General features: G+C 61.5%; 19 protein-coding genes and 1 pseudogene. 16 read left to right on the top strand and 4 right to left on the bottom strand.

Annotated features, from left to right (window positions below; genetic code table 11):
• Positions 1-199 (bottom strand): annotated as a pseudogene (locus ACOJB8_RS06570) (TAXI family TRAP transporter solute-binding subunit); the annotation flags it as partial.
• A gap of 60 nt (positions 200-259) precedes the next feature.
• Positions 260-1,423, bottom strand: a complete 1,164-nt coding sequence (locus tag ACOJB8_RS06565; RefSeq protein ID WP_406951003.1) for a hypothetical protein — start codon at positions 1,421-1,423, stop codon at positions 260-262.
• An 832-nt stretch (positions 1,424-2,255) separates the two neighbouring features.
• Between ACOJB8_RS06565 and ACOJB8_RS06560 the strand changes: the two genes are divergently transcribed.
• From ACOJB8_RS06560 to ACOJB8_RS06540, 5 genes are all read left to right on the top strand, one after another.
• On the top strand, positions 2,256-4,076 hold the full coding sequence (locus ACOJB8_RS06560; protein ID WP_406951002.1) for a S10 family serine carboxypeptidase-like protein: 1,821 nt from the start codon (positions 2,256-2,258) through the stop codon (positions 4,074-4,076).
• A 123-nt stretch (positions 4,077-4,199) separates the two neighbouring features.
• Entirely contained in the window at positions 4,200-4,559 is a 360-nt protein-coding gene (locus ACOJB8_RS06555) for a 2-oxoglutarate dehydrogenase (protein WP_176732835.1), read from the top strand.
• 169 nt (positions 4,560-4,728) lie between these two features.
• Positions 4,729-5,016 carry a hypothetical protein gene (locus tag ACOJB8_RS06550; RefSeq protein ID WP_475011630.1) on the top strand — a complete coding sequence of 96 codons (288 nt, stop codon included), beginning with the start codon at positions 4,729-4,731 and terminating at the stop codon, positions 5,014-5,016.
• A 222-nt stretch (positions 5,017-5,238) separates the two neighbouring features.
• The gene (locus ACOJB8_RS06545) at positions 5,239-5,811 is read left to right on the top strand and encodes a hypothetical protein (protein WP_368603237.1); all 573 of its coding nucleotides are present in this window, start codon (positions 5,239-5,241) and stop codon (positions 5,809-5,811) included.
• A 257-nt stretch (positions 5,812-6,068) separates the two neighbouring features.
• A complete protein-coding gene (locus tag ACOJB8_RS06540) occupies positions 6,069-6,302 on the top strand; it encodes a hypothetical protein (RefSeq protein WP_069262219.1) in 234 nt (77 codons plus the stop codon).
• A gap of 258 nt (positions 6,303-6,560) precedes the next feature.
• Here ACOJB8_RS06540 and ACOJB8_RS06535 read toward each other — a convergent pair whose 3' ends face one another.
• Positions 6,561-6,995, bottom strand: a complete 435-nt coding sequence (locus ACOJB8_RS06535; protein WP_475011650.1) for a winged helix-turn-helix transcriptional regulator — start codon at positions 6,993-6,995, stop codon at positions 6,561-6,563.
• Positions 6,996-7,104: 109 nt separating this feature from the next.
• Here ACOJB8_RS06535 and ACOJB8_RS06530 point away from each other — a divergent pair, with 109 nt between their 5' ends.
• The 8 genes from ACOJB8_RS06530 (at position 7,105) to ACOJB8_RS06495 (ending at position 15,500) form a co-directional block, all read left to right on the top strand.
• Positions 7,105-7,722: an FMN-dependent NADH-azoreductase gene (locus ACOJB8_RS06530; RefSeq protein ID WP_475011625.1), complete on the top strand. Its 618-nt coding sequence runs from the start codon at positions 7,105-7,107 to the stop codon at positions 7,720-7,722.
• 21 nt (positions 7,723-7,743) lie between these two features.
• On the top strand, positions 7,744-8,379 hold the full coding sequence (locus tag ACOJB8_RS06525) for an NAD(P)-dependent oxidoreductase (protein WP_475011648.1): 636 nt from the start codon (positions 7,744-7,746) through the stop codon (positions 8,377-8,379).
• Between the two features lie 29 nt (positions 8,380-8,408).
• Positions 8,409-9,320, top strand: a complete 912-nt coding sequence (locus tag ACOJB8_RS06520; protein ID WP_475011623.1) for an oxidoreductase — start codon at positions 8,409-8,411, stop codon at positions 9,318-9,320.
• A 23-nt stretch (positions 9,321-9,343) separates the two neighbouring features.
• On the top strand, positions 9,344-9,985 hold the full coding sequence (locus ACOJB8_RS06515) for a DsbA family oxidoreductase (protein ID WP_475011620.1): 642 nt from the start codon (positions 9,344-9,346) through the stop codon (positions 9,983-9,985).
• A gap of 580 nt (positions 9,986-10,565) precedes the next feature.
• Entirely contained in the window at positions 10,566-11,633 is a 1,068-nt protein-coding gene (locus tag ACOJB8_RS06510; protein ID WP_475011617.1) for a LacI family DNA-binding transcriptional regulator, read from the top strand.
• Positions 11,634-11,705: 72 nt separating this feature from the next.
• On the top strand, positions 11,706-12,680 hold the full coding sequence (locus tag ACOJB8_RS06505; protein ID WP_342948226.1) for a substrate-binding domain-containing protein: 975 nt from the start codon (positions 11,706-11,708) through the stop codon (positions 12,678-12,680).
• On the top strand, positions 12,681-14,201 hold the full coding sequence (locus tag ACOJB8_RS06500; RefSeq protein WP_342948225.1) for a sugar ABC transporter ATP-binding protein: 1,521 nt from the start codon (positions 12,681-12,683) through the stop codon (positions 14,199-14,201). It abuts the gene before it with no gap.
• 24 nt (positions 14,202-14,225) lie between these two features.
• Positions 14,226-15,500: an ABC transporter permease gene (locus ACOJB8_RS06495; RefSeq protein WP_342948224.1), complete on the top strand. Its 1,275-nt coding sequence runs from the start codon at positions 14,226-14,228 to the stop codon at positions 15,498-15,500.
• Positions 15,501-15,561: 61 nt separating this feature from the next.
• On the opposite strand, the gene ACOJB8_RS06490 is transcribed toward ACOJB8_RS06495, so the two are convergent.
• Entirely contained in the window at positions 15,562-15,855 is a 294-nt protein-coding gene (locus ACOJB8_RS06490) for a BON domain-containing protein (RefSeq protein WP_069262430.1), read from the bottom strand.
• 860 nt (positions 15,856-16,715) lie between these two features.
• Here ACOJB8_RS06490 and ACOJB8_RS06485 point away from each other — a divergent pair.
• The 3 genes from ACOJB8_RS06485 to ACOJB8_RS06475 all read left to right on the top strand — a co-directional run bounded on the left by ACOJB8_RS06485 (position 16,716) and on the right by ACOJB8_RS06475 (position 20,591).
• A complete protein-coding gene (locus tag ACOJB8_RS06485; RefSeq protein WP_342948223.1) occupies positions 16,716-17,870 on the top strand; it encodes a porin in 1,155 nt (384 codons plus the stop codon).
• Between the two features lie 207 nt (positions 17,871-18,077).
• Complete coding sequence (locus ACOJB8_RS06480; RefSeq protein ID WP_342948222.1) at positions 18,078-19,169, top strand: LacI family DNA-binding transcriptional regulator; 1,092 nt, start codon at positions 18,078-18,080, stop codon at positions 19,167-19,169.
• Positions 19,170-19,343: 174 nt separating this feature from the next.
• Entirely contained in the window at positions 19,344-20,591 is a 1,248-nt protein-coding gene (locus ACOJB8_RS06475) for an ABC transporter substrate-binding protein (protein ID WP_069262212.1), read from the top strand.
• The last annotated feature ends 2 nt before the right edge of the window (positions 20,592-20,593 follow it).

Here is a 20,593-nt window from a genome sequence, read left to right as displayed (position 1 = left end):
CTTTCGATGGGATCACTTCGAGATCGATGCCCGCCGGCTGCGCGACCCATTTCGCGAGGTCCTGGCCGATCTGAATGTACGTCCCGCGCTCCGGGCCGGTCACGATGCGGTAGTGCGCGTCGACCTCGGCGGCGACGGCGAGCGCAGAGAAAAGCAGGGCGATCAGCGCCGCCACTCCTGCTAGAGTCGTTTTCAGCATGGTCTCTCTCCCGCCTTGTTTGCGATCTACGGCAGACTTCGATATGTTATGGAATCCTGTTCAATGTGCGGCGCCAGATGGCGCGGCGTGCTTCCAGCCGTTTTGCAGGATCGCGCGCTCCTGTGCGTCGACGCTGTTGTTGCCGCCGGCGGGACTCGCGGCCGTCGCGACATTCGCCGCGGTCGGGGCATTCGCCGCGTTCGCCGTGTTCGTCGCGCCGGGCAGCGGAGGCGGCGATGCGCCCGTATTCCAGTCCTGCGACGAGGGCAGCCGTACGGTGTTCGCGCCGTGCGGCAACGCCGCTGCCGCGTTCGTTTGCGGGGCGCCATTAGGTGGGCTGAGTGGCTTCCAGGCGGTCGATACGATGGCGCGCTCCATCAACGATTGCGCGACTTGACTGCTCGAATCGATCGCGAGCGCTTCCGAAGCCTGTTGTTGCACGCAGGCCCAGGCACGCTGCGCGACACAGCGGTCTGCGTTTTGCAACGCGCTATCGCGCCGTTGCTCGCGCGCGGCGATATCGTTTTGTAGCGCGCGTGCCTCCTCGTTGTCCCCGCCGTGCGCGAGCACGGCGTTGGCCGCAGTCTTCGCGTCGAACAGGTTGTTTTCCGCAAGGCTGTTGCGCGCGGCACGCAGAGCTTCGGCCGTGTCGGCGAATTGCGGCGCGGGGTGCGCGTTGCGCGGGGGGGATTGCGGATGCTCGCTGGTCTGCGTGCCGGCGGCAGGGGGCGTCTCGTTGGCCTGTTGCCCGGACGCATCAGTCGAAACCGATCCGCCCGATGAGTGCAGGGTCGCTTCGCTGGCGGTGGCCTCCCGCTGGCGGTTCGCACCGAGCAGCAGATACGTGCCGTACGCGAACGCAAGAATCAGTGCGAATACGAATAGACCCCTGGGGAAGATCCATTGCCCCATCTGCGAAAACCGCAACCCGTGTGGAAGCGCCAAGGCGTGCTGCGCGGCATGCGGGTAGCCGGTCTCCAGCGACGGCCCGTCGGATGCGGGTAAGCGCGCCTGCGCGAGCTTCGCGGCCGCGGGTGCGGGGGGCGCCGCGGCCGTGGCGCCGAGCGGTGTCAATGTGGCCTTCGGATGGGTGCCGAGCGAAACGGTGTCGAGTGGAAGATCTGTGCCGCAGTAAGGGCAGAATTCGAAGTTTTCGTACAGCAGTCCGCCGCAATGCTTGCACGCTGCGGGGAAATTCTGGTCGCGACCAATCTGAGCGGACATGATGTCGTCCCACCGTTATGGCGATGCCATTTCGGCATGCTCAGAATCGTCGTTGAAGCGATCGGCAAGGCGTCGCGGAACTCACGATCTGCATGCGCAGGAAAGCGACGGGGCCCGACCGAGCGCAGCCGTCTGGTTCAAAATATGGTTGATTTCGCACAGCGCGTCAATCTCCGTTGTTGCCCGGCGCACATATGCGTGCTGGCTGCGTGCTGGTAAGGATTGCCTTGCGGAATTTTTTACCATGGCGGCGTTTTATTTATAAGAATAGCTAAATGAGCGGACGGCTTCTTAACCGTCACGCACTTCACCTGGAAGTATGGCCCCAATTGAATGGGTGACAGGCGCGCAAGCGATGGATTGCATTCATTCATACAATCCGTGGGCATTGTCGAGCATCCATTTCGCTCTTCGTTCGCGCTCGCGTGGCACGGAGATCTCGCATCGCCGACCCGCATGCACGCGGCCGTTTCGTGCTCGACGCAATTGCTGCGTGCGCAACGAATCAGCGCGCATAGGTTCAAGAACTATCCCTTGACAAAGTACTGCGGCGCCTCCTATTTTTCCTCTGCTATCTTTCATTACCAAATATTTCCAGCGAAATTCCGTCGGCGAAACTCAGTGGTTTCTCCCGATGCTTTATGGATTATTTAGGCATCCATAGTAAATAGATGTCGCTTAAATTGAATCGACTTTGTCAGGAATGGAAAGTTAAATGTCAGCCGCCTCGCGAAGGTAATTGTGTTTGAATTTCGGTGCCTTTTTCAAGGCGTTATTACCGGCGACCGCGGCCCCCGCGTAGTGTGAAGTCATCATTCGAAGGGGTATAACAATGCATCCGGACAGTAAACCCAGTGTGGAGTTCAGCCGCAGTTGGCGCGAGCTGCGCCATGCAGGCGCAATCGCTATCGGCGTGTTGATGCTAGCGGCTTGCGGCGGTGGAGATAGCCCGACTTCGTCGGCCGCGAGCGCCATGAACCAGGTTTCGGCAAGCGCTAAAGCCGCCGTGCAAAATTCAAATTCGCCAAATGCCAACCAGCCTTATACCGACCCGATCGCCTATTCGCCGAACGCTACCGATGGCCTTGCCGCGTCGCAGGTCGCCGAAAAGGCCGCGATCATGCATTACCAGTGGACCTCGGGAAAAACGACCATCAACTACACGACGACAACGGGCCATTTGACGGCTTCGGACGCAAACGGCAATCCGGAGGCGACGATGTCGTATGTCGCCTATACCGCGCCGAGCACGAACGGTTCGCCGCGGCCCGTGACGTTCATCTATAACGGCGGGCCGGGTTCTTCGTCGATCTGGCTGCGTCTCGGCTCGTTTGCGCCAACGCGTGTCGCGACGCCCGATCCGCTGCTCACCAACTGGCCGAACTTTCCGCTCGTCAACAATGCGGAGAGCCTGATCGATACGACGGACATGGTGTTCATCGACCCACCGGGCACGGGGCTCTCGGAGGCCATTCTGCCGAACACGAACCAGAAGTTCTGGGGCTGCGATACGGACGTGGACGTGATGCGCGATTTCATCAAGCGCTATCTGGCCGTGAATAATCGTAGCAGTTCGCCGATCTATCTCTACGGCGAATCGTATGGCACGCCGCGCACCGACATGCTTGCGCTTGCGCTCGAAGCGGCGGGCGTGCAGTTGACTGGCATCGTGCTTCAGTCGTCCATCCTGAACTACTTTGCCGATGCGATCGAGGCGACGGCCATCACGAATTCGACGGCTGGCCTGGTGCTCGATACCGACACACTCGCGGGCTATTACCCCGGCTATGCCGAGGTGGCCGCCTACTTCAACCTGGTTTCGCCGCCATTGATCGATCAAGGCCTCTTCGCGTTGCAGTCGGAGATTTTTGCGACGGGCCAGTACCAGCATTTCCGCAAATACGCGCAATCGTGGGTGCTGAGTCAACTCGGCATTCCCGACGCGCTCGGCAAGCCGGTCTTTCCGCCCGAGAAAACGCTGGATTCGTGGCGTTGGCCCTCGAGCCTCACATTGCAGGCGCTCAATGGCTATTTCAACGTGAATCCGTTCAGTAACGAACTGATCCCGGGCACGACGATCGGTCGTTACGACGGACGCGTATCGCTGCCGAATTCGGATCCGCGCTTGCAGAGCGACGGCGACCCGTCGGACATCCTCATCTCGCAGCCGTTCACGACAGCACTCGCTACGCAAATGCCGGACTATCTCGGCTATACGGCGCCGAATGCGACGTACATGCCTCTGAACGACAACATCATCGGAGTCTGGGACTTCTCGCACGACGGTCAGCCGTTGCCCGATACGCTGCCCGACCTGCTCGGCGCGATCCAGCTCAATCCGCAATTGAAGGTGCTTGCGGAGAACGGCTATCACGATCTTGCTACGCCGTTCTTCAATACGGAGAAGCAGCTTGCGCGTCTGCAAACGGTGGCCGGTTTGAGCCCGAACCTGCAGGTCAACTTCTTCCAGGGTGGACACATGATCTATCTGGACGACGTGGCGCGCCCGAAGATGAAGGCCGATCTCGTGAGCTACTATGGTGGTCAACCCATACCATTGGCGCTTTCGCTCTGGACGCTTCCGCAGCCGTGGCCCGACGAGAGTCCCGCGGGTACGCCGACTTCCACGGCAGTCGCCGCAGCGGGCCAATAACCTGACAGGCCGGGGCCTTTCCTCGAGCGTCGATCATCGATAGCCGATTGAGGCCCGCTCCTCACACATTGAAGGCGAGCGATCATGTCTACATTCAAAAAGCTGTGGTGCATTGCGCCGTTCATGCTTGGCGCGGTTGCTGTGGTCACAACAGGCATTGCCCAGGCGGCAACGCAAGCGGTGGCGCCCGTTCAACTGCCGAAGGGCGGCCACGGTGTGGATGGCCCATTTTTCCCGACGAGCCGGCCAGCGCCGCTCACACCTTCCACCGGTACGCAATTGCAGCAGCAGGCGCAACAGCGGGTTGAGGCTCGCCTGGGTGCGAATACTGCATTGAACAACGGCGCTTCGATCACGAAAGCGCAGGCGCAAAGTAGCGGGCTGGGGTATATCTCGCAGCATTTCGATCAGATCGACACGGCGCATACAGGCAGGGTGTCGATGAGCGACGTGCGGCAATATCTGCAGAAACAGGGCCAATGAGGCCGCAAGTCTGTCGCACTGCATTGATCGGCGTCGTGAGCGTGCTGGCGGCCCGGGCGCCCCGGCCAGCTTCGCGCACGACGCCGCTGCCATCGCGCTGCCTCAGGATGCGCCGCACTACAGGGTGGGAGACAACTTGCGAGCCGGCGCGCGCTATGAAGCGGACTGCATGGCCACCGCCCCTTCGGGCATGAGGGTGCAGCGCCGGGCCCAATGCGAAGTGGACGGCGTGGAGACGGTCAAGACGAAGGCGGGCGTTTTCTCCGCGATCAAGATCACGATGAGCGGCGTCTGGCAGCCGCAGTACGGCCCGGGCGGCGGCCCGATGGAGGAGACGCTCTGGTATGCCCCGAGCGTCAAGCGGGTAGTGCGCGAAGAATTTCAGGGCCGTCTGGCCGGAAGAGGCGCACCCGCAACGAACGCAATCGAACTGGTGCACTACGCAGTGAAGCCGTAATGCAGTGAAGCCGTAACGCCGTTCCCATCGAGTTTGTCTGCACACGAAATCTCCTGTTGCCTCGCTCTCTCCATCAAATGATGGAGGCGCAAGCGTGCGCGGTTCCATAGGCTTAGGAAGCGGAGCGCACACCGGCACGAGCCGGCGCCTCGCTCGACGGCTGCTTTTGGCCCGCTGCGCGTTATGAAGCCAGACGCCTGCTATGGTGACAAGGAGATGACCATGAAGATCAAGCATTCAAGCATTTTGTCGGCAACAGCCTTTGCACTGCTCTCGCTCAGTGGCGTCGCGCAGGCCGACGGGCGCCTTTGCTCGAACGCAACGCTAAGGGGAGCTTATGGATTTCACGGACATGGTGAGATCCTTGGCTTGCTGGATAGCAACAACAAGCTGCACCCGTTTGCCTCACCTTCGACACTCGATGACGTCGCCATCGTGACGTTCGACGGTTCGGGTAAATTCACCCGCACCGACTTCGGCATGATCAATGGCTTGCCGAAAGGCGGGCAGACCGCCTTCAACCCGTACCAGAGCGGCACCTACACGGTGAACTCCGATTGCACGGGGATCATGAAACAGGTCTATGGCAGCGGCGGACCGGTGCTGGCCGGCGTCGAGACCGACCTGCAGATCGTGGTTTCCGACGACGGGACGCTCATCGAATCCGTTGTCTACAGGGCGTATTCGCCCGCGTCCGGTCCCACCGCCGACGGCACGACGTGTCCGCCGAACTGCGAACAAGGTGTGCAGGAACAATTCGAAGGAAAGAAGGTTCTCGTTTACGGCTTCCGTTAAGCACGCCTCTCATTTTCGGGACGGCCGCGTTGCACGTATTCGTTTCGCGCAACGTGGTCTTTCCATTGCCGCAATGCTTCGTTCCTTTCCCCTTTGTATGGCGATATTCAGACGTGAAATTTCGCGCCGAATAAGCGCGAAAGCCACGGCATCGAATTAATTCGGCATATCCGGCGCATGCACAGCTTTGCGCGGCAGCAGCGGGGCCGATGGTACGCTTGGGCTTCTCGAGATCACGTGGCTGGAGATTGCCTATCATGAAGCGCTTGTGCTGCGCAGCGTTCCTTGCCTTACTCGTTGCCGGTTGTGCTTCGCCGTCGCCGCCCGCCGCCGACACGACCACCTACATGCTGCACACCCCCGATGGCGCGAAGCCCGGTTCACCCACCTCGAAGCCGCCGAGGCTCACCGTGGGCGTTAGCGATCCCGACACGCAACTGATTCTCCCGTGGTTTCTCAATGACATCATCAACTTCGTGAACTATCGCTAGCCTCATTCCAAAACACGTAGTGTCGCTCGGTCGTCGGGCGCCGGTCGGCCATGAAGCGTCATTGGTTTGCGTCGACGGCGAGACGTTGAGGCGTCCCGTTTGGCTCAGGGAACGGACACCCAAGTCAGGCTATGCGATTTTTTGATCGGCCGTGGCCGACTCTCACCCCACAAAAGATCCGCGTTGGGACAGGTCCCGCCGCGAGCTGGCAGTTGGATTTCGCCGCTGTGTCTGCACAAGCCTACAGCCTGGGCTCGTTTATCGACGCTGGTAGACAACGCCCTGAACCAAGACCTGATCTGGCTCCGGCTCCTCGTCAAAACGTTTATGCGCCTCGGCAATGGCGACTTGATTCTCGCTCGCCCAGTTGACCAGCGCCATGACAGGCTTCAACAGCGTTCTTCCCATGTCAGTGAGTTCGTAATCGACGCGCGGCGGAATCGTCGGATACATCGTTCGCGTTACCAGTCCGTCGCGTTCCAGCCCGCGCAAGGTCAGCGTAAGCATCCGCTGGGAAATGCCGTCGATGCCGCGTTTCAATTCGTTGAAGCGCCGCGGGCCATTAGCCAGCATGGCGACAATGTAGAGACTCCACTTGTCGCCGATGCGATCCAGGATTTCACGGGTTGCCAGGCAGCCGCCCGCGTCAGGTGCAGGCATATCGGCTGGTAGCTCGGGGTGACTAAGTGACATGCGTGTGCCTTCTTGTGGGGAAACGGCAGGAACCATACCATCCTTCGTATGAATTGGTAAGTCAGAATCAATATCGAACTTGGTTCTCATTTTATACCTAGGAGCCGTCATGAGCCATACCCTACTTGTCACTTCCAGTCCGCGCGGGGCTGACAGCCTTTCCACCCGCTTCGCCGCCGAAATTGCTGAAGGCGTCCAGGCCCGCTCGGGCGGCCCGCTGACCGTGCGCGACCTCGCCGCGAATCCACCGCCGCACATCGCACCGGCCTACATCCAAGGCCGGAGCACGTCGCCCGAAGATCGCACACCGGAACAGGTCGAGGCGGTGAAGGTCGCGCAAGAGTTGGTCGATGAGTTAAAGGTCGCCGATGTGATCGTGCTCGGTTCGGGCATGATCAACTTCGGTCTGCCCTCGCAGCTCAAGGCGTGGTTCGATCACGTCACCTGGCCGGGCGTCACCTTCGGCTACGGCGATGCTGGGCCGAAGGGGCTGCTGACCGGCAAAAAGGTCTATCTAGTTACCGCTACCGGCGGCGTGTTCTCGGAAGGTGCCTGGGCACCGTTCGACTTTCAGACCAACTATCTACTGCACCTGTTCGGTTTCATCGGTCTGACCGACGTTGAAGTGGTGCGTGTCGAAGGCACGGTTTTGGGCCCCGATGCGGCGAAGGCCGCAATCGCCAACACCGATACGGCCATCAAAGCCTTGCTGGCGAAGGCTGCGTGACCTCATGGCCGGAAAAAAACCATCGCGCTGTTCGGTGCGACCGGGCCGACCGGAAGGCACATCATCGAGGAAGCCTTGAAGCAGGGCTACAACCTGTCGGTCTATACGCGCGACGCAAAGAAACTCGCGTCGTTCGCGGGAAGGGTAGAAATCGTTGTCGGCGACCTGCAAGACCAGAGTGCCATTGCGAGGAGCGTTCAAGGTGCCGATGCAGTCATCAGTGCCCTTGGTCCCAACAGTCTCAAGGTGCAAGGCGATAAGCCGATCATGCACGGCTTGACCAGCATCATCGCCGCGATGAAGCACGCAGGCGTGCGCCGTCTTATCCAGATTTCTACGGCTGCCTATCGTGATCCCAAGGATAGCTTTGCCTTCAAAACCCATGCGTTCGCGCTGTTGTTCAAGGTTATCGCGCGCAGGGGGTATGAGGACATCGAGGCGACTGGCGAATTGATCGCCAATTCGGACCTGGACTGGACACTGGTACGCATCCCGAACCTCAAGGATGGTCCCGCGGATGGCAGCGTGGATGTAGGTTGGTATGGAAAAACCAAACTCAGCATGAAGCTCTCCAGAGGCAATCTTGCGAAGTTCCTGGTTGACCAGGTGACCGACAGGAAGTTCGTGCGTGCCGCGCCAGGCATCGCTAACCATTAACGCAATAACGTCTCGACAAGGTTCACTCCATGAGCGGATTCACCCATGCTGATGTACCCGATCAATCGGGAAAGACTTTTGTCGTCACTGGCGCCAACACCGGCATAGGCTTTGAAATAGCGAGTACGTTGGCGGCACGGCGAGCCAGGGTGCTTCTCGCGTGCCGTGACGAGTCGAAAGCGGAAGCGGCTATCAGCCGGATTCGTCTGAAGACCCCTGGAGCGAATCTCGCATTCCTGCCGCTTGACCTCGCAGATCTGACGAGCGTGCGGAACGCAGCAAAACTGGCCGAAAAGGAACCGCGCATCGACGCGCTCATCAATAATGCGGGCGTGCAAGGGCCGAAGCTAAAGCATACGGTGCAAGGCTTCGAGCTGACATTCGGCGTCAATCATCTTGGTTGCTTTGCGTTCACTGCGCTCATGCTGCCCAAGCTCACGGAAACATCCGGGACGCGCATCGTTGTCACGAGCAGCGGCCTGCACAAGGACGCGAAGATCGAGTGGGACGATCTTGATGCGGAGAAGAGTTACAAGTGGATGCCTCGCTATGCAGCCAGCAAGCTTGCGAATCTGCTTTTTATCTTTGAGTTGGATCGGCGACTGCGAGCGGCGGGTATACCTGTTACGGCAGTGGCCTGCCATCCGGGCCTTGCTGGAACCAACCTTGCGCGCGATAGCTGGTGGGGCAACATCGCAATGTCATTGATCGGCCTGTTCTTCAATACGCCGGCTCAGGGCGCGTGGGGTGCATTGCAGGCGGCGACCGGACAAATAAAGTCCGGCGGCTATTACGGGCCGACGAGAACTTCTGAATTGCGAGGCCCCTCTGGTGAATGCACTCCGTCTCAGGACGCGCGGAATCCAGAACTCGCAAGACGACTGTGGGACGTATCGGTTCAACTGAGCGGAATCGATGCCGAACTACCTTCAAATTCATAGCGCGCAGATCAGATCGCCAGAACATGGTTATACAAATAGACCTCTATACTGAAATCACATGTCCGTGGTGCATCGTCGGGCATCACCGTCTCGATAAAGTGCTGGCGGAGCGTTTCCCCAACCTGGCCGTTGACATTCGGCAGCATCCAGTCCTGCTACTGCCAGATGCGCCGGCAGGCGGCCTCTATGTTCCCGACTTGCTGCGTTCGCGCTACGGCATAACCGATCCGAAGGTCGCCTTTGCTCGCCCCGAGGGAGAAGCTCGCGCTTCGGGCTTCGACCTGGATCTTGGCCGCCTACTCTGGACCTATCCGACTCAAGCTGCTCATGCGCTGATTCTGGCGGCCGCTGGGCGTAGCACGCAGCACAGGCTCGCAGTTGCAATCACCCATGCTTATTTCATCGCAGCGAAGAACATCGCCGATGCGGACGTGCTGGCCGACATCGCAGCCGACTACGGTTTCGACCGCGATCAGGCGCGTGCCATTGCACTTGATCCCAAACAGCACCGCCGCGTCGAGCAGGAAGCGGCCAAGTCGGCCAATGCCGGTGTCCGTTCGGTTCCTCACTTTGTCTTTGGGGGAAGCATTGCAATCAATGGGGGGCGCAGCGAAGACGAGATTGCTGCGGCAATACAAGCAGCTTCCGGCGCAATCTCTCTCTGACGCGGCTTCCTCAAAACCAATGACTCGGAATTCGGCGTACGCCAAGTCGATAAGGTCTGCGGCGCTGTTGACTGTGTTGGCCGATGCCCGACCAACAAGACCGGCCGTCGGATGACCGCAGTACCTCAAGAAGCGACAAAGGGACCGCGATCTGACGACCGACCGCAATGAACTCGGTCCGTTTTGATCGAATTTCCGCTTCCGATGAGGAGCCCTACCACGCGCATGCGCGTTGAGATGGGAGAAGGGCGTGGGGTGGGCAGCTTTGAGCCCGCCGGTCTTTCGGTTTCACACTGGATGCGTTACAAGACCGCGCTACACCCGCACGGGCGTCGGGCGAAACCGTTGCCAGACAAGGCTTTGGCGCCGTCTCGCTGATTGTTTATAGGCGACCTCTGAGCTTTCTCAACGACATCATCAACTTCGTGAATTACCGCTAGTCCTCGCGCGCGCTCCCCGGCGACCCGGAAAAACCCTCCCTTGAAGCCTGAAAATCCATTTCCTACTCTATGAAACGTTTCAGTTCGGACGGGTAACGGACGGATAACGCCGGCGCATCACCTCGGGCGGAAAGACCAGCATGGACGACCGCAAGAAAAGTGCCAGTACGCTCAAGGACGTCGCGAATGCGGCGGGAGTCTCGCTGGGCACGGCGTCGAAGGTGCTCGCGGGTGGAGCAAACGTGAGCGAAGCGCGCCAGCGCCAGGTCTGGGAGGCGGCTCGCAAGCTCGGCTACCGGCGCAATAGTCTGGCCGCCGAACTGCGCAGTTGCCGCTCCACGTCGATTGGTTTTGTCGTGCCCGACCTGACCAATTCGTTCTTCATCGAACTCGTCTGCGCGCTCGAAGACCACGCGCTCGAATCCGGTTACCGGCTCATCCTCGCGCACGCCCAGGAGGACCCGGAGCGCGAAGCGGAGCGCATCCGCTTCGTCCTCTCGCGCCAGGTCGCGGGCATGATCATCATTCCGTGCCACGGCTACGAGCACGCAATCAGCGAACTGCGGGAATGCGACGTGCCGCTCGTGATGGCCGATCGCGTGGACAACAGTTTTCCCGCCAACACGGTCACGACCGACAGTCATCGTGCGGCGATGGACGGTACCGCGCATCTGATCGCGCTCGGTCACCGCCGCATCACGTTCATCGTCAATGCGCTCGATCTCGTGAACAGCCGCGAGCGGGCCCAGGGCTACCAGGACGCAATGCAGCGCGCCGGGTTGGCGCAGCACGCCAACGTCGTGGTGTGCGGCATGAGCGATACCGAAAGCCACGCGACGACGCTCGGCGTGCTCGCCGCGCGCGAACGCCCCACTGCGCTCTTCACAGGCGCGAACGTCGCGACGCTCGGCGCGCTGCGGGCGATCCGCGATGCGGGCCTGCAGCTGCCGGACGACATCTCGCTGCTTTCCTTCGACGACGCGCCGTGGATGTCGGTACTGCGCCCCGGCATCAGTTCGATTCGTCAGCCCGCCGAAGCGATTGCCCGCGGCATCTGGCATCTCCTGCACAAGCAGTTGCTGGGCGAGAGCCCGGAGATCGTGCACTTGCGCATGCGTGCCGACTTGCGCGTGCGCGACAGCACAGGCCCGGTACGGTATGACGAATGGGGCGAAGCGGCGCGCGCCTCCGCCGCGCCGCCGCTATAACGTTTTATTTTTCGCAGCACCCGAGGCCGGCCGCACGCGCCGCCCGGTTCAGACAACAAAGGAGACAGGGCAATGGACAGTCAACGACGCATTCTGGTTGCGGGTCTGGTCGCCGTGCCGCTTGCCGGCGCAGCGGGTCTTCTCGGGACGCTCAGTGCGCCCGCGTTCGGGCAGCAGAAGAAATACCGCTTCGGCTTCTCGCAGGTCACCACGGTCGAGCCTTGGCGCGTGCAGTTCAACAAGGACATGAAAGCCGAAGCCGCGAAGCACTCCGAGGTCGATCTGATCATTGCCGACGCCGGCGACCGCACCGACAAGCAGAATGCGGACATGGAGAATTTCATTGCCCAGAAAATGGATGCGATCTTCATTTCGCCAAAGGAGTCGGCCGGGCTGACCGGCGTGGTGGAAAAGGCCTATAAGGCGGGCATTCCTGTGTTCGTGCTCGACCGCGAGGTGAACGGCGAATCCTATACGCAGTTCATCGGCGGCGACAACGTGCAGATCGGCCGCGAAGCCGGCGCATTCATCGTCAAGCTGATGGGCGGCCCGGGTCACGCGCAGGGCAATCTCGTCGAGGTCTGGGGCGGCTTCGGCGCGCAGCCGGCGCACGACCGCCACGACGGCGCGGCGAGCGTGATCGGCAAGGAGTCGGGCATCAAGCTCGTGGGCGAACGCGTGGACTGCGACTGGAAGCAGGACAAGGCGTACGAGTACATGAAGACGGTGTTGCGCGTGAATCCGAAAATCGATGTGGTGTACGGGCACAACGATCCGATGGCCTACGGCGCCTATCTCGCGGCCAAGGACGCGGGGCGCGACAAGAGCATCAAGTTTGTGGGCATCGACGGGTTGCCGCAGGAGGGCGCGACGTGGGTCTCGCAAGGCCTGCTTGCCGGCACGTTCATGTACCCCACGCCCGGCGCCGAAGGCATACGCCAGGCGCTCAAGCTCCTGCACGGCGAAAAGATCCCGAAGAAGGTGACGTTGCCGACCCAGGGTATCTTTGCGGACAACGCCAAGGCGTATATTGCTAGCCACTCCTGAATGAATGCCACCGCCACCGCGCCGCTCATCGAGGCGGCTGGCCTGTCGATTTCGTTCAATGGCAGCGCCGTGTTGTCGAGCGTCGACTTCGATGTCGTAGCGGGCGAGGTGCATGCGCTCGTCGGCGAGAACGGCGCGGGCAAGTCGAGCCTGATGAAGATGCTGGGCGGGCTCTATACGCCCGACAGCGGCACGATACGCGTGCGGGGCGTGCCCACGCGCCTCGCGAGCGTCAACGACGCGATCGATGCGGGGATCGCGGTCATTCATCAGGAGTTGAATCTCGTCGATACGCTTTCCGCCGTCGACAACATATTCCTTGGCAAGGAACCGCGCACGCGCTGGGGCTTTCCCGACCGGCGCGCCATGCGCGCGGCAGCGCGCAGCGTACTCGGCCAACTGGGCTTTCGCGCGAGTCCCGATACGCTGGTCGGCGCGCTGCGGGTGGGCGAAAAACAACTCGTGGAAATTGCCAAGTCGCTGGTGGCCGAAGCTCGGGTGCTGATCATGGACGAGCCGACCTCGGCGCTCTCCGACGCGGAGACCTCCGCACTCCTCGCGCTCACGCGGCAACTGCGCGAACGCGGCATGGGCATCGTGCTGATCAGCCACCGGCTGGGCGAAGTCTTCGCCGTGGCCGACCGCGTGACCGTGCTGCGTGACGGCCGGCGCATCTCGACGCTGCCGGTCGCGCAGGTGGAGTCCTCGACGGCACTCGTCTCGATGATGATCGGCAAGGACTTCGCGCCGCCAGAGCGCGGCGCGGACGAGGCGCCACGCGCTCGCAGCACGAGTGTGGAAGTGCGCAATCTGTCGCTGTGGGGACCGGCGCGCGCGATGGTGCGCGACGTGTCGTTCGAGGTGCGCGAGGGCGAAGTGTTCGGCCTCTCGGGTCTGCTCGGCGCGGGCAAGACCGAAGTGCTCGAAGCCATCTACGGGATTTCGGCCTACCAGCAGGAGGGCGCCATTGCCATTGCCGGGCGGAACCGGTCATTCAGGTCGCCGAACGAAGCCGCAGAATCGGGTCTTGCCTTCGTGACCGAAGACCGCAAGAAGGATGGCCTCGTGCTCGACCAGTCGCTCGAAGCGAATTTCGTGCTGCCGTCGTTGCCGCGCGTGCCCGGCTTTCCGTTCTACCGGCGGCGCAGGCTGTGCGGCTGGGCCGCCGAACAGGCGCGGGCCTCGCGGGTCAAGCATCGCAGCCTCGCGCAAAGCGCCAGTAGCTTGTCGGGCGGCAATCAGCAGAAGCTCATTATCGGCAAATGGCTGATGACGAAGCCGCGCATCCTGCTGCTCGACGAACCGACGCGCGGCGTCGACGTCGCCGCCAAAGCGGAGATCTACCGCCAGATACTCGACGCGGCGCGCTCGGGCGTGACGGTGCTGATCGCCAGTTCGGAAATCGACGAATTGACCTTGTTGTGCGACCGCATTCTCGTGCTGTGCGAAGGGCGCGCCAAACAGATCGTACCGCGCAGCGATTTTTCCGGCGACCTGCTGATCAATCTTGCTTCGCCTTGAATCGATACTGACTGGAGACTGACCATGCTGCATGTGCAGGACCATGTCGCCGAGCCGGACGCGCCCACGCGCAGGCGTCAAATCAGCACGCTCATGACGCACCTGAAGTACTACCTGGGGCTGATCCTGTTGCTCGTGGTGGGCGCGTTCACTTCGCCTCACTCGACCGATGGCAGCAACATCTTTCTTTCCAGCGCCAATATCTCCGACGTGTTTCGCGAGGTCGCCAACGTCGGGGTGATGTCGATCGGCATGACGCTCGTGATCATCACCGCGGGTATCGATCTTTCCGTCGGCGCGATCATGGGCCTCGGCAGCGTGCTGACCGCCATGCTGCTGACTACCGAGGGATGGAACCGGGCGACTTACGCCTCGCTCGTGCTCAATGCGATTGCCGTGTTCTCGATCGTGTTCATCGTGCTCGGTGCATGGCGCAGGCCGCTGCGTTCGCATCGCGCGCATATGGGCGCCGCACGCGCGGTGCGCGGCGGCATTGCGCTGCTGTGCGCGGCGCTGGCGTGCCTGTATATCGTGTTGCACGCGGCGCACCGCATGCCGCTCGCCGGCGTGCTCTGGATCGTGCCGCTTGCGGGCTTCACGGTAGGCAGCATCAACGGCTGGATCATCACGCGCGGGCGCATGCAACCGTTCATCGTCACGCTCGCGGCGATGGTCGGCGTGCTCGGCGCCGCGCGGCTGATCGCCGGGCAGGACACCGCCGTCTATTCGATTTATAGCGGAACGAATGCGACCGCCGAAATCGAGAATCTGCGCGCGCTGCTGTTCAATCTGATCCCCGTGCCTGCGCTTTTCTTTCTCGTGATCGCGCTCGTCTTCAGCTTCGTGATGAACCGCACGGTGTTCGGCAAATATCTGTACGCGATAGGCGGCAACGAGAAATGCGCCGTGGTTTCAGGGCTCGACGTCAACCGCTACAAGCTGATGGCCTACGCCATTTCCGGCCTGCTCTCGGCGCTCGTTGGTGTGCTCTATGCGGCGCAGTACCGCCAGGGGAAGGCCGATGCCGGAACCGGCTGGGAACTCGATGCGATTGCGGCCGTTGTGATTGGCGGCACGAGCCTGGCCGGCGGAGTCGGACGGATATCGGGCACCGTGGCGGGCGTCCTCATATTCGGCTTCCTCGGCAACATCCTGTTGCTCAACGATATCGACAGCAATACGCAGCTAGTCCTCAAAGGCCTGATCATCGTGATTGCCGTGTTTCTGCAGCAGACCGACTATGGGCGCGGCGGCTGGATCAAACGGATCAGACACAGCATCGCGCAGCGCGATCGATAAAGAACGGCGCGCGGACGAGAAGCGCGCCGTCCGCGCGGCGATGCATTCGATCGCATTGACCTCAGCGTCCACGCGCAAGCCAACTGTCCACCGATTGCACGCCCTCGACCGAAGCCGCGCTGCGCTCGGCCAGCGCGACCTGTTCGTGCGCGTCGACCCATCCGAGCAGCGTGACGGTGCCCCCGCGAGCAAAGACAAAGATATGAGAAGTGTTGACGCCGTTACGCGCAAAAGCGACCCGGACGTTGTGCGCGAGTTGCGGGTTGCTCGCGCCTGAGTCGGTTTGAGCCTGTGCGGCCGGCACCATGGCGCTGGAAATCAGCAATGCGAGCGTGGAAGTGATGATGGCTTTCACGATACCTCCTTGCAGTGTGGCAAAAATGCCGGTCACATCCGGCAGCAAGTCTTCCGGTCCTTCTTCAACGCAGGGCCGCGGAAGTCAGAGGGCAAAACCAGCCCGCGCAGTGCGCGGTGCAATGGTCACCGCAAGGACGCGTCAGGGGTTCCGCCAGCCGGGCATGGAACGGCAGCGCCGTCGCCCGGCGAAAGTTGCGCTGGTGCGTGCTGGTGCATTGCGTTCGGACGGGACGTCGCGCGCGACGTGGCGGGGAACAGCGGGAGTCGAGGCGCGGGGAATTGCGTGGCGCGATGGTCTAAAGCCGGAAAGCCCGCGGGATTGATTCAACGCCCGCGCTGAATGTGCTTACCGGAGAATCTCGACTCGTTGCCCGGCAGGGTATACCTTGATCATAGTCGCTATTGCCCAGGCCTGCTGGTGACAGCGCTATCAGCAGATTTGCAACGCTGCGGACGCAACAGGCAAGAAACTCTTGTGTCGCCGTTGCAACTTCACAACGTCACAGCGTCGCTTTTGAAAGCGCTGTCAAGCGCGATTTGGCCGAAGTAGCACGGCTGTTCGGTACATTTCCCTCGCTGCGCATATTTTCCCTCACGACCGCAAACGGAGTTGCGAGCTTTATGACCATAACGGAATGGTCACAAAGCAGGGGCCTACTCCGGGGCCGCGCGTCGCGCAACTGTTATCGGTAACAGCGTTTTCCCTAGCCCGCCGGTTCGATACACGGGGCAGGGGCGTCCCTATAATCGCCTCGAAATGTGATTCGGAACATTTCAGTGAGGCAGCCTGGTAGGGAACGTGTAGAGCGCACGCGACCTGCGCGGTTTGGAGACGCCAAAATATATATAGGATAGCTAATGAACAAGAAGCTTATTGCATTGTCGGTGATGGCAGCTGCGACGACGATGGCGCACGCGCAAAGCAGCGTCACACTGTATGGCCGTATCGACAACGGCGTGCAGTACGAAACCGGCCTGCCGGGGGGTAGCAGGTTCTCGGCACAGAGCGGCGACTGGGGTTGCTCGTGGTTCGGCTTGCTGGGTTCGGAAGATCTCGGCGGCGGCACGAAGGCGGTGTTCCAGTTGGAAGGCCAGCTCAATACGATGACGGGCGCCTCGGCAGGCAACCTGTTCGGTCGTCACGCCACGGTGGGCTTCAGCAACGACCGTTTCGGTCTGTTCAAGATGGGTAATCTCGGCGCCGGCGAACTTTCGCAGGACAGCTGGGGCGCGGACCCGCAGTTGATGCAGCGTTACGCGATTTCGACGCTGGTGCGCGGCCGCAACTGGGCGAGCACGAGCAACGGCGCGGAATATGATTCGCCCACGCTGTTCGGCGGTCTCGTGTTCAAGGGCCAGTATTCGCTGACCAACAACACGAGCTGGAACTCGGCGCCGGTCAACGCGAAGGGCGTCCCGACGGGCCAGGGCCGTACGAATGCGATCGAAGGCATCTATACCTGGGGCAGCGGCGATTTCCGTGTGATCTATGACGAAGTCCGCGGCGCGGACGGTTCGTTCAACAACGTGTATTCGGCTTCGCGCTCGATTCTCGCTGGCGGCACGTACGTGATCGGTCCGGTGAAGATCTACGCTGGCTACCAGCATTTGAGCGCACCGAGCGCCACCAACGCAAGCATGGGCGTGACCGACGCGTCGCAGCCGGCTGGCGTGCGCGCACCGACGACGGTGGACCACGAGTGGATCGGCGCTGGCTGGCAGGTGAACGACGCTTCGGCGATCACGGCTGCGGTGTTCCACGCGAACGCGAACAACGGCAACGGCAACGCCACGCTGTTCACGCTCGGTACGACCTACAACCTGTCGAAGCGTACGTTCCTGTACGCGGAAGCCGGCTACGTGCACAACAGCTCGACGTCGAACATCAACCTTGGCAACGGTTCGTACGGCAACAACAACTTCGACGCGACGACGGGCACGTCTTCAAACGACAACCCGAACTACGGCCACAGCCAGACCGGCGTGTTCGCGGGCATCATGCACATGTTCTGATTTGACTTCGTTTGACCTGTAGTTGTTGTGATCTCTTTGTGTTAGGTACTGCTTAATTCTCTACATAGAGAGGCCGGTGCGATCTCTCCTCCACCCTGGTCGCACCGGCTGCTTTTTCTGCGTTCTTTTAGCCCCTTCGAATTCGTATCCGGGAGCGCTTTTTTCAGTGTTTGAAAGCGCTTTCATGAAAATGTTCAGGCGGAACTCATGACCGACGGCACCAACGAAGCACCCGGCGCGCCCAGTGTCCAGAGCGGACCCACTCCGGGTCCCAACGTGACGCTGGAAGAAATTGCGCGCGCAGCCGGCGTGTCTCCGAGCACGGTGTCGCGCATCCTGAACGGCACCGCGCGTGTTCTCCCCGAAAAGCAGCGCGCGGTGGAAGAGGCGATTGCGCGGTTCAACTATCGTCCGAATGTGCTGGCGCGCAGTCTTGCGAGCGGCCGCACCGAAACTATCGGTGTCCTGACACAAGCCGTGTCGAGCCCGTTTTACGCCGAGTGGCTGCGCGGTATCGAAGAGGCGCTTTCCGAGCCGGGCTTCACGCCGATTTTCGTGAGCAGCCGCTGGAATGTCGTCGACGAAAAGGCGCGCCTCGAAGAATTCATCGCGCGCCGCGTGGACGGCATCATTCTGTTGCATGCGCAACTCGACGAATCGACGCTCACCGAATACTCGCGCTACGCGCCCATGCTCGTACTTGGGCGCTCGGTGCAAAACGGGACGGCGCTCGCTGGCCTGCCGATCGACAACCTGCAGGGCGCACGCGACGCGACCCGTCATCTGATCGAGCAGGGCCACCGCGAGATCGCGTTCATTGCCGGCCCGAGCAGTCACGAGGACGCGATCGAGCGTCTCGACGGTTACCGCATCGCCCTGGAAGAAGCGGGTATCGGCTTCGACGCCGATCTGGTCGAGCAGGGCGATTACCTCGAAACGGGCGGGCTCGCCGCCATGGAGCGGCTGCTGATGCGCCGGCCGTCGTTGAGCGCGGTGTTCTGCGCGAACGACCAGACCGCGTACGGCGCGCGTCTCGCGATGTTCCGCCGCGGCGTACGCGTGCCCGAAGATGTGTCGCTGGTTGGCTTCGACGATCTGCCGACTTCTTCGTACATGACGCCGCCTCTGACGACAGTGCGCCAGCCGACCTATGAAATCGGCCGTCTCGCCGCGCAAGGCATCGTGCAGATGATCCGCAAGCAGCCCATCGCACTGAGCCCCATTCCGCTCACGCTGGTGACGCGCGAGACGACGCGTCGCATCGGGCCGTCGCCGAGCCCGGGAGACACGGCGGCATAAGGTTCGAATCCAGATCGGGCCGTTTTTTTAGTTTTGCAGTGAAAGCGCTTTCAAACAGATGAGCGCGGCAAGCAGGGCGTCAGGCACTGCGAATGAATACAACAGGGGAAGTAGTTCGTAGCAGCAGGGGAGCAATTGAACGTCACTCACAAACGTTTCACCAGGAGACATGTAATGAATTTCCGTTTTTCAGGCACTGCCGCTGCAGTTTTGCTCAGCCTGGCTACCGTGGCTGCGCATGCCAGCACCACGCTGACCGTCGCGGTGTTTCCGAAGCTCGACCAGGAAATCAAGGACGCGATTCCCGCGTGGAAGAAGCTGCATCCGGACGTCGACATCAAGGTGTCGTCGCTTGCGATCGCCGATCACCACAACGCCATGACCACCGCGCTCGCAACGAGCTCGGACCTGCCCGACGTGATGGCCGTCGAAGTCGGCTTCATTGGCCGTTTCGCAGCGGGCGGCGGTCTCGAGAACCTGGCGAAGCCGCCCTATAACGCAGGCCAGTACAAGAGCCAGTTCATCAACTACACGTTCGCGCAGGCTACGACGCAGGACGGCCAGATTGTCGGCATGCCGGGCGATATCGGCCCGGGCACGCTGTTCTACCGCAAGGACATTCTCGACAAGGCAGGCGTGACCGAAGCCGACTTGACCAAGTCGTGGGAGTCGTATCTGGCGGCCGGGCAGAAGATCAAGAAGGCGACCGGCGCATACCTGATGGCGTCGTCGCGCGATATCGAAGACATCTATATTCGCGCCGACCTGAAGGAAGGCGATGGCGTGTACTTCGACAAGGCCGGTAATCCGGTCGTGACCTCGCCGCGTTTCGTGAAGGCATTCGAGCTGGCGAAGAAGGCGCGTGATCTCGGCCTCGACGCGAAGATCACGCCGTGGTCGAACGAATGGGCCGAAAGCTTCAAGCGCGGCACGGTCGCCACGCAAATGATGGGCGCATGGCTCGGCGGCCACCTCTCCTCGTGGATCGCGCCGGATACGAAGGGCCTGTGGCGCGCAACGAATCTGCCCGACGGCGCTTATGCATCGTTCGGCGGCACGTTCTGGTCGATTCCGGTGAAGGCCACGCAAAAGCAGCTGTCGTGGGAATTCATCAAGTTCCTGACGACGCGCCCGGACGAGCAGCTCGCTTCGTTCCGCTCGATCGACGCCTTCCCGGCGCTGCTTTCGGCGCAGCACGACGACTTCTTCGCGCAGCCGGTGGCGTTCCTCGGCAACGAGAAGGCACGCCTGATCTGGCGCGATGCGGCCGCGCATATCCCGGCGATCCAGCGCAGCAAGTATGACCAGGTTGCCGAAGAGGCGGTCCACTCGGCGCTCGACAAGGTGGTCGACAGCAACGAGGACATCCACCAGGCGCTGCAGGAAGCACAGGCTGAAATCACGCATCGTGTCCGCCGTTAAGC

Source organism: Paraburkholderia sp. BR10141 (assembly GCF_056155635.1).
The sequence above is the reverse complement of the archived record's forward strand: the minus strand, read 5'-3'. Positions and strand labels throughout refer to the sequence as shown.